This is a genomic window from Burkholderia sp. 22313 (assembly GCF_052045245.1).
Taxonomy (GTDB): Bacteria; Pseudomonadota; Gammaproteobacteria; order Burkholderiales; family Burkholderiaceae; genus Burkholderia.
The window spans coordinates 61,032-74,521 of sequence record NZ_JBQEON010000008.1 but is presented as its reverse complement, the minus strand read 5'-3'; the positions used below and the strand labels follow the sequence as shown (position 1 = coordinate 74,521).

Sequence of the window (13,490 nt, the reverse complement as noted above, 5' to 3'; positions counted from 1 at the left end):
CGGCCCGCATTGCGTGGCGGGCTGGCTGCACGCGGCGCGAGACGTTCTTCTCCGGCCGTCACGTATGACGGGCCGGTTTCACCGACAAGGGAGCTGAGAGACATGCAGAGAGAAACCGTATTCGACCTGATCGGCGTCGGCTTCGGGCCGTCGAACCTGGCGCTGGCCGTGCGCGTCGCGGAACGCAACGGCGCGCGGCCGTTCGCGCATTGCTTCGTCGAACGCCAACCGGTGTTCGGCTGGCATCGCGGGATGCTGCTCGACGACTGCCGGATGCAGATCTCGTTTCTGAAGGATCTCGTCACGATGCGCGATCCGACGAGCCGTTACACGTTCATCAACTACCTGTTCGAACGCGGCCGGCTGAACGAATTCGTGAACCTGAAGAACTTCTATCCGACCCGCGTCGAATTCCACGACTACCTGAGCTGGGTCGCGCAAGCGTTCGACGAGCACGTCCACTACGGCGAGACCGTCACGGCGATCGAGCCCGTGCGCGGCGACGGCGAACGCATCGACGCGCTGCGCGTGCTGTCGCGCGACGCGGCCGGCCACGAGCGCCAGCGCGTGACGCGCGCGCTGTCGGTCGGCGTCGGCGGCACGCCGGCGGTGCCGGACGCATTCGCCGCGCTCGGCCGCGATCGCGTGATCCATTCGTCATCCTACCTGACCGACATCGACCGGCTGGTCGCATCGCCGGACGGCGAGCGCCGCCGCGTCGCGGTGATCGGCGCGGGGCAGAGCGCGGCCGAGGTGTTCATCGATCTCGCGCGCCGCTTCCCGCACGTCGATGCGAGCCTCGTGATGCGCGCGGGCGCGCTGAAACCGGCCGACGACAGCCCGTTCGTCAACGAGATCTTCAGCCCCGAGTTCACCGACGTCGTCTACGCGCAGCCGCACGCCGCGCGCCGCGCGCTGCTCGCGTGCTATCGCGACACCAACTACGCGGTGGTCGACCGGCCGCTGATCGAGCAGATCTACGAAATGCTGTACCTGCAACGCATCGACGGCACGCCGCGCCATGCGTTGCTCGCGAACCGCGCGGTCGAGGCCGCGGTGCGCACTGCCGACGGCCGCATCGAGCTGACGCTGCGCGACCGGATGAACGGCGCGACGCGCGTCGAGCGCTTCGACGCGCTGGTGCTCGCGACCGGCTATCGGCGCGACACGCATTCGGCGCTGCTCGAAGGGCTCGCGCCGCATCTCGGCGACGCGCTCACGCGCGGCGACGTCACGCGCGACTACCTGCTCGCGACGCCCGGGCATTTCGCGCCGCGCATCTACCTGCAAGGCTGCTGCGAAGACAGCCACGGCCTGTCCGACACGCTGCTGTCGGTGCTGGCGCGCCGCGCGGACGAGATCTGCGCGTCGCTCGAGGAAGGGATCCCGCCCGCCCATGACGATGGCGCGGCCCGGGCAGTGCACGAACAACGACATCAACACGGGGCGAGCGCGGGCCGCATGGCTTTCGCTCTTTGACAAAGGCGCGGTCGGAGACCGCATCAAGAAAGTGGAGCAGAAGAAGATGGAGTGGGCAACAGGCACGCGTGTGCGTGCGATCGCAGCCGCGGCCAGCGTGGCGTTCGGGATGGCGGCAGGGCACGCCGGTGCGCAGACGGCGCCGGCCGCGAACGCGGGCGTCGCGGCACCGGCCGGCAGTGCGAAGAACGGTGCGGCGGTGAATGCGGCGGCTGGCGCGCGGAACGGCTCGACGTCCGGCACGCTGCCGGCGATCAACGTCAACGCGGGCGCGGAAGGCGACGGGACGGTCGGGCTCGTCGCGAAGCGCAGCCGGACCGGCACTAAGACCGAGACGTCGATCGATGAAATCCCGCAGACGATCAACGTGGTCACCGCGCAGCAGATCGAGATGACGGGCGCGACCGACGTGAACGCGGCGCTGCGCTACGTGCCGGGCTTCTCGTCGTACGGCTCGGACAATCGCTCCGACTGGTACGCGGCGCTGCGCGGCTTCACGCCGACGGCGTACGTGAACGGCCTGCAGGTGCCGAACACGCTGAACCTGTCGAGCTGGCGCGTCGATCCCTACATGATCGACAGCATCACCGTGCTGCGCGGGCCGACCTCGGTGCTGTACGGCGCCGGCGACCCGGGCGCGATCATCGACGTGCAGACCAAGACGGCCGACGGCGAGCGCGTGCGCGAAGCCGGCGTGCAGTTCGGCAACTATGCGCGCAAGCAGTTCATGATCGACGTCGGCGACAGGCTCGATGCGGACGGCAAGGTTGCGTACCGGTTCGTCGGCGTCGCGCGCGACGGCAACGCGCTGACGGGCCCGAACAACGACCAGCGCGTCGCGCTCGCGCCGACGTTCCGCTGGCGCCCGGACGCGGATACGTCGCTGACGCTGTCCGCCACGTATCTGCAGGACTGGGGCGACATCTCGTCGAACTTCCTGCCGGCGCAAGGCACGGTGCTGCCGAACCCGAACGGGCAGCTCGGCAAGGATGTGTATGGCGGCGATCCGGGCTTCAACGACTACCGCAAGAAGCAGTGGTCGCTCGGCTATCAGTTCGAGCGGAACCTGAATTCAATGTGGACGTTCCGCCAGAACGTGCGCTGGATGCACCTGTCGCTCGACAACGGCTCGGTGTTCGGCGCGGGTTTCGCCGACGGCAGCCTGACCGACATCAACCGCTGGGCCGGCGTGTTCCAGACGAACTACAGCCGCTTCGACATCGACAACAACCTGCAGGGCCGCTTCGGCACCGGGCCGCTCGAGCACACGCTGCTGCTCGGCTTCCAGTACAACCGGCAGACCGCGACCGACAGCGAATGGCTGGCCGCCGCGCCGACGCTGAACCTCTACAACCCGGTCTACACGCCGGTCACGCTGTCCGTGTTCTCGCCGCCGAACACCACGTACCGCACCAACACGTACACGACGATGAACACGTTCGGGCTGTACGTGCAGGACCAGGTCAGGTGGAACCGCTGGACGCTGACGCTCGGCGGCCGCGAGGACTGGGTCAACCAGCGGATGGACGACCGCGAGGGCGGCACGCGGTCGAAGGCCGACGTCACGGCGTTCACCGGCCGCGTGGGCCTCACGTACCAGGGCGACTACGGGCTGTCGCCGTACATCAGCTACGCGACGTCGTTCAACCCGCTGATCGGCGTGAACCTGTACGGCGGCGGGCTGCCGCAGCCGACGCGCGGCAAGCAGATCGAGGCCGGCCTGCGCTGGCAGCCGCCCGGCCGGAACCTGATGCTGAACGCGGCGATCTACCAGATCAACCAGACCAACGTGCTCACGGCGACGCCGACGAATCTCGATCCGTCCGGCACGACGTCGGTGCAGACCGGCGAGGTGCGTTCGCGCGGGATCGAGCTGAGCGCGACCGGCAAGCTCACGCGCAACCTGTCGCTGATCGCGTCCTACGTCTACCAGGACGTGAAGAACGTGAAGGCCAACGACGCGTCGTTGAACAACTGGCCGGTCGACATTCCGCGGCCGCGCCAGATGGCGTCGCTGTGGGCGGACTGGACCTGGCACACGGGGCCGCTCACGGGCTTCGGCCTGGGCGGCGGCGTGCGCTACCAGAGCGCGTCGGCCGGGGCGGCGGACAACTCGCTGAGCGTATCGAGCTACACGCTGTTCGACGCGGGCGTGCACTACGACACGCGTCACTGGCGCTTTGCCGTGAACGGCACGAACCTGTTCAACCGGCACTACATCAGCGGTTGCCAGTCGATGAACGTCTGCATCTTCGGGACCGACCGCACGGTCATCGCCTCCGCGAAATACAACTGGTGACGCCGCGCGCCGCGGCGCGCCGGCCGGCCTGCGGGCCGGTGCGGGCGGGCCGCGGTGCCGTCGTCCGCTTTTTTCCACGACGCCTCCATGCCGAAGAAAAATCTCGTCTACATCCAGTCGCTGCGCAACGGCGCGGCCGATCGCGCCGGCCAGCCGGTCGCTTACCAGGGCGGCACGCGCTACATGAAGGCGCCGCTCGAATTCGTCATCGAGCGCCTGAACGATTCGCCGCTCGGCGAGCGCTATACGCTGCAGGGCGTGATCGTCGACGACGACGAAGGCTCGCCGGCCGACCGCGCGAAAGTCGCCGACTACGGGTTCGCGCGCACGCCGGGCCGCCCGTGGATCCTCCCCGACGGGCTGGCCGTGCAGGGGCGGCCGGTCGACGAACTGTTCTGCACGATTGCGTCGACGTACCGCCGGCTGCCGCGCGATGCCCGCGAGCGCGTGACGGGCAAGCAGGCGTTCGAGCGCCGCCTGCTCGAACGCCTGCTCGAACTCGACGCCGACGTGGTCGTGCTCGACGGGCTGCTCGTGATCCTCGACGAGCTGGTGCGCCCCGGCGCGCGCTTTCACCGCCGCATCGCCAACATTCATCCCGGCATCACGGCCGATACTTCGCCGTACCAGCGGCGCGGCGCGTGGGCGACGCTCGACGCGCTGCACGGCGCGCGCGGCGAACGGGTCGACTGGGCGAGCGGCACGACCTCGCGCGTCGAACCCGTGACGATGACGGGCGCGTCGTTCCACTATGTCGACACCGGCATCGATTCCGGCGAGGTGATCTGCGACGTGCTCGACACGCCGATCTCGCCGGACGACACGATTCTCGAACTGCGCTGGAACAACTTCCAGCGCAGCCTGTTTCCGGCGCTCGAGCGGGGGCTGCACGTCCTCGCCGACCGCCACGATGCGGGAGCACTGTGATGAACGACACGCTGACGAAACCGGCCGGTGCGGCAGACGCGGTCGAAGGCGAGGTGGCCGCGGCACTCGACGGCGCCGCGCACGCGCAGACGCCGGCTCGGCCGACGCCTTGCGTCGAGCGCACGCTCGACGCGTGGCGGCCCGACGATCCGCCGGCCGCGCTGCTCGCGGAATTCGTCGCGCTGTTCAACACGGACACGCGGCACGACGCAGCGACGGTGGCGGTGCCGCTCGGCGGTGCCGATCCGGCGGCCGTCGCATCGTACGTCGCCCGCGCGGTGCGCGACGGCGTGATCGACGGCGCGCGGGTCGCGGGCGACCGGCTGTGCCTGAGCGTGTCGCGCGCGACGTTCTGGCAGAACCCGCGGCCGTGGCTGAAGGCGAGCGCATCGGCCGGGATGCCGCTGCGCTATGCGATCACGAACGGCCACCGCCATCCGGTGCGGCCGCCGTCGCCGGCTGGCGAGATCTATGCGCGCCACATGCCGCAAGTCGGGATGACGTTCAGCCTGCGCACCGTCGACATCGACACGCATGCGCAGCGATTCAGCGACTGGATGAACCTCGATCGCGTCGCGCATTTCTGGGATCAGCGCGGCACGCGCGACGAGCACGCCGCGTATCTCGCGGAGCGGCTGGCCGATCCGCACATGCATCCGATGATCGGCTATTTCGACGATACGCCGTTCGGCTATTTCGAGTTCTACTGGGCGAAGGAGGACCGCCTCGCGCCGTTCTACGACGCGCACGACTACGATCGCGGGCTGCACCTGCTGATCGGCGACTCGCGCTTCCAGAGCGCGGGCAAGCTGCATGCGTGGTGGAGCGGGGTGCTGCACTACATGTTCGTCGACGAACCGCGCACGCAGCGGCTCGTCGGCGAGCCGCGCGTCGATCACGTGCGGCATATCGCGTACATGCACCGGCTCGGGTTCTACACGCTGAAGGAGTTCGACTTCCCGCACAAGCGCGCGGCGCTGACCGTGATGGAGCGCGAGACATTCTTCGACACTTTCCGGTTGCCGTGACGGGAAGGGTGCGCGAAGCGTCGCCGGGTCGCTTTGAACGCGTCGACGTTTCGCACGCGGCTTGAAGGCGGCGGGCATCGGTCGTTCGGGATATGGCTCAGGCGAGCGGCATGAGGAAGAATGGACCACTCTCTCATCGCAGACAGGTCGTGACGACATGGCAAGCACACCCGCACAGCATCGGGCGCGATCCCCGATCCGCGTTCACCGACATTGACATATGCCGGCATATGCATAGAATGGGCGCATCGTACTTCCGTGGAGTGGTTCATGCGCACCGTTTCCATTTTCAAGAACGCCCGTAACCAGGCAATCCGCATCCCGAAGGACATGGAATTCGAGGGTGTGACGGAACTCGAGATCCGGCGCGAGGGCGACACGCTGCTGCTGCGTCCGGTGCGGCCGACGTGGTTGTCGTTCTCGAGTGAACCGCTGGCCGATGCCGACTTCCTCGTCGAGCGCCCGGCGGTCGTCGAATCCGGTCGTTTCGACCTGTCCGGCGCCGATGACGATGCACCGACGGAGCCGGGCCGGTGACCACGCTCTACATGCTCGATACGAACATCTGTTCGTTCATCATGCGCGAGCGGCCGCCCGTGGTGTTGTCCCGACTGCAGTCGTGCGTCAATGCGCAGCACCGGATCGTCGTGTCGGCGGTCACTTATGCCGAAATGCGGTTCGGTGCAGTCGGCAGAAAGGCTTCGCCGAAGCATGCTGAACTCGTGACGGCCTTTGTCGCGCGGCTGGACGGCGTGCTGTCGTGGGATGCCGCGGCGGTCGATGCGACGGCCGCGATTCGCGTCGATCTCGCCGCACGTGGCACGCCGATCGGCGCGAACGACGCGTCGATCGCCGGTCACGCGATCGCGGCCGGTGCCGTGCTTGTCACGAACAACAGTCGCGAATTCAGCCGTGTCGCGGGGTTGTCGCTCGAGGACTGGGCAGCCTCGGCCTAGGGCGGGGAATGCACGATGGCGTTGCTCTCGCGCGGCAGCACATCACCTGGGAGGAACGGGTGGATCCGCGAGAAAGGCACCACGGAACGCATCGAGATACCGGTCGGCGTCGTCATTGAATTCCCCCGGCAACAACGCGAACGCGCGGGCCTGCAGGTCCTGCGCAAGCGTCGCGTAAATCGCTTCGTCGGCTAACAGCGTGCGGATCGCGTTGTGGGTCTGCGGCGCGGCAATTCGCTTCGCATCGCGCGCGAGCAATCCGGCCGCCGCCAGTTCCGGCTGGAAATCGTGCCGTTCGAGCAGATCGGGCGCAACGTCCCAGATGCGCTCGCGATTGCCCGCGTCGTGAAAATGCGTGAGCAGGAACAGCAGGTCGTACGCATCGCTGTTCTGGCGCGCGCGGCGGTCGTGCCACGCGAGCAGCTTCAACAGCGCAAGCGCGGGCAGGCTCGCCACCGGCACCGCGATGCCGGCCCCGATCGACACGGCCAGCGCCGTGTCGACCGCCTCCTGAAAGCCCAGCACGTTCAGCACGAAATCGCCACCCGGCGGCCACGCAATTTCGCCCGGCGGCGTTTCGAGCGGCCCGAACGGCACGAGATCGAGTTCCGTGCGAAAGCCGTGCGTCCCGCTGTCGAACAGCAGTTTCTGCCGATGCTTCGGCGCGCGCGTGAATTGGCCGGTCGCGACGAGTGCATCGACGAGTTGCTCGTGAAACGGCCAGCTCACCGCGCACACCGCGACGTCGACGTCGCGCGTCGCACGCACCGGCCGGATGCCGTGGACGTGCCACATCAGGATGTCGCGCGCGGTTGCACCGGCGACGACGAATGCCGCGTCGAGCTGCGCGCAGGCCGAACCGACGGCCTGCAGCAGCGCGAGCGCCGCCGGTTCGAGCGGCCGGCGCGCGTCGACCTCAAGCGGGCGGATGGGCGAGGTATCGGTCATGGATGTGTTCGGCGGCGGCAAGGTTGCGGCTGTCTCCGGACGAGACGAGATCCGCGTAGATCAGGAGCGGCGGCACGAGCGGCACGTCCTGCTCGCGCCAGTCGAGTGCGGGCGAGCGCGGCCAGAATGCTTCGAGCAATTCGACGTCGCCGCGCTCGTCCGGGCGCAAGCGCGCCTGGAGCAGCAGGCGGTTCGACACGGCGCCGTGCGTATAGACGGTGATCGTGGCCGGCTTCAGGTCGTGCGTGAGCAGATCGGCCGCTGGCTCGCCGCTGAGCCGCGCATCGTGTGCGGCGAAATCGAAACCGCGCCACCAGTCGGGCGCGACGGCGGCAAACCGCCGGGCCGGCAGTTTCGCGCGCAGGCGGCTCGGGTACAGTGCAACCCATTCCTGCACGAAGCGCGGCCAGTCGGGCATCAGGCGCTCGCCGTTGCGGCGCTGCGCGACGAGGCCGCGCGCGAGCAGGTCGTCCATCGCGAGATTGACCGTGCCGAGCGCGACGCCCGACGCGGCGGCGATCGCCCGATACGGCTGCGCGACGAGGCTTGGCTGCGTCGCGAGCGCGAACATCACGGCGAGCCCCTTGGGTGTCGTCGCGCGCGACGCTTGCCGGCGCGGCGTGCGCGCGGGCTTCGGCCGGCCGGAGATCAGCACGGTCGCCTCCGGCTGGATCACGCTCGCGTTGCCGGCGGTATCGAGGAACGGAATGCCTTGATCGGTCAGGCGGGCGGCCAGTTCGGCCGATACGTACGGCGCAACCAGCATCAGCGGCCGCTCGCCGGATGCCGGCGCGGCACCGCGACGCCGCAGCGCCGCGAGCGCGTCCTGCAGCGATTCGATGCCGACGCTCACGGCCGCGGGCATCTCGAGGGTCTGCCCGGCGATGACGAAACGGATCATCGCGTCGGCGCACGCGGTGTACGCAGCCGGCACGCGAACGGGCCGCGCATCGAAGTGCCGGGTCACGCGTGCGAACGCGGCGCAGGCCTCGTCGAGCACGTGCTGCTCCGATATCGGGAGAGGGGCGTTCTCGGGCATCAGGAAGGCTCGGTTGTTCACTTTTTCATCAGCGTACACAAAAAATGTACATTCGTCAAAAAGTGAACAAAAGCCCCTAACCCGTTGATGAAAAGGCATTGTTCCGGAACGCGGAGCCGCAATCAATGACCACCTCCACGTGAAAAATCGAGACCGAACACGGAGTGTCATGGGTTCCAATCGCCGCCGCCAGTCAGCCGGATGGCCAGTTGCCGCGAACCATGCCCGTCGCTTGGCACCGCTGCGATCATCCGGCAACTGCAGGTTGCCGCCATGACGACTTTTCGTCTATCCGGTTGCTGCTCGACGGACTATCCTTGCCTGCACATTCCCCACCGGACACAGGAGACGACACCGTGACGCACAGCGTGATCCCAGCAGGCCTCGCCGACGAAATGATCGAGATCCGGCACCGTATTCATGCCCACCCCGAGCTGGGCTTCGAGGAATTCGCGACGAGCGACCTCGTCGCCGGGCAGTTGCAGGCGTGGGGTTACACGGTGCATCGCGGGCTCGGCGGCACGGGCGTCGTCGCGCAGCTGAAGGTCGGCGACGGCACGCAGCGCCTCGGCCTGCGCGCCGACATGGACGCGCTGCCGATCCACGAGTCGACCGGCCTGCCGTACCAGAGCACGATCCCCGGCAAGATGCACGCGTGCGGCCACGACGGCCACACGGCGATGCTGCTCGCGGCCGCGAAGCACCTCGCGCGCGAGCGCCGCTTTTCCGGCACGCTGAACCTGATTTTCCAGCCGGCCGAGGAAGGGCTCGGCGGCGCGAAGAAAATGCTCGACGACGGGCTGTTCGAACAGTTCCCGTGCGACGCGATCTTCGCGATGCACAACATGCCGGGCTTCCCTACGGCCAAGTTCGGCTTCCTGCCGGGGCCGTTCATGGCATCGTCGGATACCGTGATCGTCGACGTGCAGGGGCGCGGCGGCCACGGCGCGGTGCCGCACAAGGCGATCGACTCGGTGGTCGTGTGCGCACAGATCGTCATCGCGCTGCAGACGATCGTGTCGCGCAACGTGTCGCCGCTCGACATGGCGATCGTCACGGTCGGCGCGATCCACGCGGGCGACGCGCCGAACGTGATTCCCGATCGCGCGCAGATGCGCCTGTCGGTGCGCGCGCTGAAGCCCGAGGTGCGCGACCTGCTCGAGACGCGCATCAAGGAAGTCGTTCATGCGCAGGCGGCCGTGTTCGGCGCGAGCGCGACGATCGACTACCAGCGCCGCTACCCGGTGCTCGTCAACGATGCGGAGATGACGGCATTCGCACGCGGCGTCGCGCGCGAGTGGGTCGGCGAAGCGAACCTGATCGACGGGATGGTGCCGCTCACCGGCAGCGAGGATTTCGCGTTCCTGCTCGAGAAGCGGCCGGGCTGCTACCTGATCATCGGCAATGGCGACGGGGAGGGCGGCTGCATGGTGCACAACCCCGGCTACGACTTCAACGACGCGGTACTGCCGACGGGCGCGTCGTACTGGGTCAAGCTGGCCGAGACATTCCTGGTGTGATGGAGCACGCGGCGTGAGGTCGGCGGCCGCGCATCGGCGAGTCGACCCGGCGGCCGACTAGAACGCTTCCCCACCGAACAACGCCGCCGCCGCATCCGGATTCGACGGCCAGTACATGTGCATGTACGTCGCGACGACCGAACCCGCGCGATACACGGCTTCGCCGCTGCCGGGCTCGCCATCGGGCCGGACGGCAGTCGCCACCGGCGCCAGCGGGGTGTCGAGCCGCGAATAGTGAAACGTATGACCGCGCATCGGCCCGGTGCGCGTGTCCAGCTGCTGCATCCCGAGCGCCGCGAACCGGCGCTGCATCGTCGCACGGCCCGACAGCAACCCGAGCATCGGCGTCGTCACGCCATCCACGTCGGTCAGCGACTCGCTCAGATACACCATCCCCCCGCATTCCGCGACGATCGGCCGGCCAGCCGCCGCGTGCGCGCGAATCGTCAGCGCCGCCACGGCATTCACCGCGAGCGTCGCCGCATGCAGCTCCGGATACCCGCCCGGCAGGAACAGCGCATCGCACGCGTCGGGCACGGGTTCGTCCGCCAGCGGTGAAAAGAACCGCAGTTCCGCGCCGAGCGCCTCGAGCAGCGCGAGGTTCGCCGGATAGATGAACGAGAACGCCGGGTCGCGCGCGATCGCGATCCGCTGGCCGGCAAGCGCGCGCGGCAGCGGCGCGGCAACGTCGGGCTCGGCGAACGCAATGGCGGCCGGCAATTCGGCCAGCGCGGTTTGTGCGAGCACGTCGGCCGCGCGATCGAGCCGCGCATCGAGATCGTCGATATCGGCCGGCTGGTGCAGGCCGAGATGCCGTTCCGGCAGCGCGATGCCCGCATCGGCCGGCACGTGGCCGAGCCAGCGCAAGTCGTCCGGTAGCGCCTGCCGCAGCAGTTGCGCGTGTCGCGGCGAGCCGACGCGGTTCGCCAGCACGCCGTGAAACGGCACCGCCGGCCGGAACCGCGCGAGCCCGAACGCGATCGCCGCGAAGGTCTGCGCCATCGCCTTCGCCGCAATCACCGCGACGACCGGCACGTCGAACGCGATCGCGAGATCGGCGCTGCTCGGCGTGCCGTCGAACAGGCCCATCACGCCTTCGATCAGGATCAGGTCCGCGTCGCGCGCGGCCTCGGCGAGCAGCGCGCGGCAGCCGGCTTCACCGACCATCCCGAGATCGAGCGCATGCACGGGTGCGCCGCTCGCGCGTTCGAGCAGCATCGGATCGAGAAAGTCCGGCCCGGTCTTGAACACGCGCACGCGCCGGCCGAGCCGCCGGTGCAGCCGCGCAAGGCCGGCCGTCACCGAGGTCTTGCCCTGGCCGGACGCGGGCGCGCTGACGAACAGCGCGGGGCAGGCCGGCATCGGTCAGAACTCCACGCCGCGCTGCGCCTTCACGCCTTGCTCCTTGTACGGGTGCTTGACGAGCCGCATTTCGGTGACGAGGTCGGCCGCCTCGACCAGCGCATCGGGCGCATGCCGCCCCGTGACGACGACGTGCACCGCATCCGGCCGCGCGGCGAGCGTCGCGAGCACTTCGTCGAGCGGCAGGTATTCGTACTTCAGCACGGTGTTCAGCTCGTCGAGGATCACCATCCGGTACTCGCCGCTTTCGATCATTCGGCGTGCCTCGTCCCAGCCCTTGCGCGCGGTCGCGATGTCGGCGTCGCGGTCCTGCGTGTTCCACGTGTAGCCGTCGCCCATCGTCACGAAGTCGCATTGCGCGACCGCGCCGAGGAAATCGCGCTCGGACGTATGCAGCGCGCCCTTGATGAACTGCACGACGCCGAGCCGCATGCCGTGGCCGAGCACGCGCACGGCCATGCCGAACGCGGCCGTGCTCTTGCCCTTGCCGTTGCCGGTGTTGACGATCAGCAGGCCCTTTTCCTGCGTGGCGGCAGCCTGCTTCTTTTCATGGCCGGCGCGACGGCGTTCGGTCATCCGTTGATGGGATTCGGCATCGGTTTTCATCGGGAGTCGTCCTGTCGAAAGCGGAACAAAGGATTCAGAGCGGGCCGGCGAGCGCGACCGTCACGCCGCCCAGGATGGATTTGGGGCCGAGCAGCCGGCCGTTGGGTGCCGCCAGCCGCGCGCACGGCTCGGCCACGCCCGCGACGCCGAAACGCGCCAGCGCGACAGTCGACGGGCCGCTCAATGCCGGTTCGGCGCATTGCGCGAGCTGCGCCGCGTCGAATGCGACGAGCGGCCAGCCGCGTCGCGCGCACAGCGTGCGCAGCGGTCGGGCCCGTGCCTTGTCGGCGAGCGTCGCGATAACGGCCGGCGCGGCGCCCGGGTAGTGCGCGAGCGCCGCGCGGATCGCGGCGTCGAGTTGCGCGGCGCTCACGCCCGCGCGGAACCCGACGCCGAGCGCGACGCGCATCAGCCGCGGCCGCCGAGCGCCGCGCGCACCGCGGGATCGTCGGCGAGCGCCGCGACGCGGCCGATCACGACGATCGCGGGCGAACCGATCGCGGTCGCGGCCACGCGCTCGACGACCGTGTCGAGCGTGGCCAGCACGTGCCGCTGTGCGTCGCGCGTCGCGTTTTCGATCGCCGCGCACGGCGTGTCGCCGGGCAGGCCGCCGTCAAGCAGCGCGGCCGCGATCGCGGCGAGCCGACGAATGCCCATGTAGACGACGATCGTCATGCGCGTCGCGGCCAGCGCGCGCCAGTCGGGTTCGTCGGCGCCCGCGCCGTGGCCCGTGACGAAGATCACGCCCTGCGCGTCGCCGCGATGCGTGACCGGAATGCCGAGCGCGGCCGGCGCGGCGATCCCGGCCGTGATGCCGTTCACGACCTCGACCGGGAAACCCGCCGCGCCGACCGCGAGCAACTCCTCGCCGCCGCGGCCGAACACGAACGGATCGCCGCCCTTGAGCCGCGCGACGCTGCGGCCCGCGCGCAGGTGCGCGAGCATCGCGGCGACGATCGTTTCCTGCGGGGTCGACGCATGGCCGCCGCGCTTGCCGACGTGCTCGATGCGCGCGTCGGCGCGCGCATGGCGCAGCACGTCGGGGTTCACGAGATCGTCGACGAGCAGCACGTCGGCCGCGGCGATCGCGCGCACGGCCTTCAGCGTGAGCAGATCGGCGTCGCCGGGGCCGGCGCCGACGAGCCAGGCGCGGCTCATCGGACGCGGCACGGCGCGCACCGTGTCGTGGCAGTGGAAAGGGGACAGCGAGCGGCACATCGGCGGCCGGCGGACAGGCAGTGCATGACGGATCGGGCGAAGCCCGCGCGAGCGCGGGCGAAATGCGCACCCCATCCGTCCCCCGCGGATCGGGCGTTCGGCGAGCCG

13 protein-coding genes are annotated in these 13,490 nt (G+C 69.3%); 7 read left to right on the top strand and 6 right to left on the bottom strand.

The window, feature by feature from the left end:
* Positions 1-102 precede the first annotated feature (102 nt).
* From ACTJKF_RS09070 to ACTJKF_RS09045, 6 genes are all read left to right on the top strand, one after another.
* Positions 103-1,479 carry a lysine N(6)-hydroxylase/L-ornithine N(5)-oxygenase family protein gene (locus tag ACTJKF_RS09070; RefSeq protein WP_440623224.1) on the top strand — a complete coding sequence of 459 codons (1,377 nt, stop codon included), beginning with the start codon at positions 103-105 and terminating at the stop codon, positions 1,477-1,479.
* A 46-nt stretch (positions 1,480-1,525) separates the two neighbouring features.
* The gene (locus ACTJKF_RS09065) at positions 1,526-3,778 is read left to right on the top strand and encodes a TonB-dependent siderophore receptor (RefSeq protein WP_440623223.1); all 2,253 of its coding nucleotides are present in this window, start codon (positions 1,526-1,528) and stop codon (positions 3,776-3,778) included.
* 87 nt (positions 3,779-3,865) lie between these two features.
* A complete protein-coding gene (locus ACTJKF_RS09060; protein WP_440623222.1) occupies positions 3,866-4,705 on the top strand; it encodes a formyltransferase family protein in 840 nt (279 codons plus the stop codon).
* Positions 4,705-5,733, top strand: coding sequence for a GNAT family N-acetyltransferase (locus ACTJKF_RS09055; protein WP_440623221.1), 1,029 nt, complete (start codon positions 4,705-4,707; stop codon positions 5,731-5,733). Before ACTJKF_RS09060 ends, ACTJKF_RS09055 begins: the two co-directional genes overlap by 1 nt.
* Positions 5,734-6,003: 270 nt before the next feature.
* Positions 6,004-6,270: a type II toxin-antitoxin system VapB family antitoxin gene (gene vapB, locus ACTJKF_RS09050; RefSeq protein WP_440623220.1), complete on the top strand. Its 267-nt coding sequence runs from the start codon at positions 6,004-6,006 to the stop codon at positions 6,268-6,270.
* A complete protein-coding gene (locus ACTJKF_RS09045; RefSeq protein WP_440623219.1) occupies positions 6,267-6,689 on the top strand; it encodes a PIN domain-containing protein in 423 nt (140 codons plus the stop codon). Before vapB ends, ACTJKF_RS09045 begins: the two co-directional genes overlap by 4 nt.
* Before the next feature lie 42 nt (positions 6,690-6,731).
* Here ACTJKF_RS09045 and ACTJKF_RS09040 read toward each other — a convergent pair whose 3' ends face one another.
* Together ACTJKF_RS09040 and ACTJKF_RS09035 are read right to left on the bottom strand one after the other, a co-directional pair.
* On the bottom strand, positions 6,732-7,637 hold the full coding sequence (locus ACTJKF_RS09040) for a nucleotidyl transferase AbiEii/AbiGii toxin family protein (protein ID WP_440623218.1): 906 nt from the start codon (positions 7,635-7,637) through the stop codon (positions 6,732-6,734).
* A complete protein-coding gene (locus tag ACTJKF_RS09035; protein WP_440623217.1) occupies positions 7,606-8,676 on the bottom strand; it encodes a type IV toxin-antitoxin system AbiEi family antitoxin in 1,071 nt (356 codons plus the stop codon). The genes ACTJKF_RS09040 and ACTJKF_RS09035 overlap by 32 nt, the downstream gene beginning before the upstream one ends.
* Before the next feature lie 356 nt (positions 8,677-9,032).
* Between ACTJKF_RS09035 and ACTJKF_RS09030 the strand changes: the two genes are divergently transcribed.
* Positions 9,033-10,196, top strand: a complete 1,164-nt coding sequence (locus ACTJKF_RS09030) for a M20 aminoacylase family protein (RefSeq protein ID WP_440623216.1) — start codon at positions 9,033-9,035, stop codon at positions 10,194-10,196.
* A gap of 57 nt (positions 10,197-10,253) precedes the next feature.
* Here ACTJKF_RS09030 and ACTJKF_RS09025 read toward each other — a convergent pair whose 3' ends face one another.
* Genes ACTJKF_RS09025 through cobA form a run of 4 tightly spaced genes read right to left on the bottom strand, consistent with a single transcriptional unit; the run spans position 10,254 to position 13,382 of the window.
* Positions 10,254-11,558 (bottom strand): cobyrinate a,c-diamide synthase, encoded by a 1,305-nt coding sequence (locus ACTJKF_RS09025; RefSeq protein WP_440623215.1) that lies wholly within the window; start codon positions 11,556-11,558, stop codon positions 10,254-10,256.
* A 3-nt stretch (positions 11,559-11,561) separates the two neighbouring features.
* Positions 11,562-12,164, bottom strand: a complete 603-nt coding sequence (cobO, locus tag ACTJKF_RS09020) for a cob(I)yrinic acid a,c-diamide adenosyltransferase (protein ID WP_440623214.1) — start codon at positions 12,162-12,164, stop codon at positions 11,562-11,564.
* Between the two features lie 34 nt (positions 12,165-12,198).
* On the bottom strand, positions 12,199-12,573 hold the full coding sequence (locus tag ACTJKF_RS09015) for a cobalamin biosynthesis protein (protein WP_440623213.1): 375 nt from the start codon (positions 12,571-12,573) through the stop codon (positions 12,199-12,201).
* The gene (gene cobA / locus ACTJKF_RS09010; protein ID WP_440623212.1) at positions 12,573-13,382 is read right to left on the bottom strand and encodes a uroporphyrinogen-III C-methyltransferase; all 810 of its coding nucleotides are present in this window, start codon (positions 13,380-13,382) and stop codon (positions 12,573-12,575) included. The genes ACTJKF_RS09015 and cobA overlap by 1 nt, the downstream gene beginning before the upstream one ends.
* Between the last annotated feature and the right edge of the window lie 108 nt (positions 13,383-13,490).

Coding starts and splice junctions, on each gene's coding strand:
- ACTJKF_RS09070 (WP_440623224.1), top strand. CDS start 103: ATGCAGAGAGAAACCGTATTCGACCTGATCGGCGTCGGCTTCGGGCCG.
- ACTJKF_RS09065 (WP_440623223.1), top strand. CDS start 1,526: ATGGAGTGGGCAACAGGCACGCGTGTGCGTGCGATCGCAGCCGCGGCC.
- ACTJKF_RS09060 (WP_440623222.1), top strand. CDS start 3,866: ATGCCGAAGAAAAATCTCGTCTACATCCAGTCGCTGCGCAACGGCGCG.
- ACTJKF_RS09055 (WP_440623221.1), top strand. CDS start 4,705: ATGAACGACACGCTGACGAAACCGGCCGGTGCGGCAGACGCGGTCGAA.
- vapB (WP_440623220.1), top strand. CDS start 6,004: ATGCGCACCGTTTCCATTTTCAAGAACGCCCGTAACCAGGCAATCCGC.
- ACTJKF_RS09040 (WP_440623218.1), bottom strand. CDS start 7,637: ATGACCGATACCTCGCCCATCCGCCCGCTTGAGGTCGACGCGCGCCGG.
- ACTJKF_RS09035 (WP_440623217.1), bottom strand. CDS start 8,676: ATGCCCGAGAACGCCCCTCTCCCGATATCGGAGCAGCACGTGCTCGAC.
- ACTJKF_RS09025 (WP_440623215.1), bottom strand. CDS start 11,558: ATGCCGGCCTGCCCCGCGCTGTTCGTCAGCGCGCCCGCGTCCGGCCAG.
- cobO (WP_440623214.1), bottom strand. CDS start 12,164: ATGAAAACCGATGCCGAATCCCATCAACGGATGACCGAACGCCGTCGC.
- ACTJKF_RS09015 (WP_440623213.1), bottom strand. CDS start 12,573: ATGCGCGTCGCGCTCGGCGTCGGGTTCCGCGCGGGCGTGAGCGCCGCG.
- cobA (WP_440623212.1), bottom strand. CDS start 13,382: ATGTGCCGCTCGCTGTCCCCTTTCCACTGCCACGACACGGTGCGCGCC.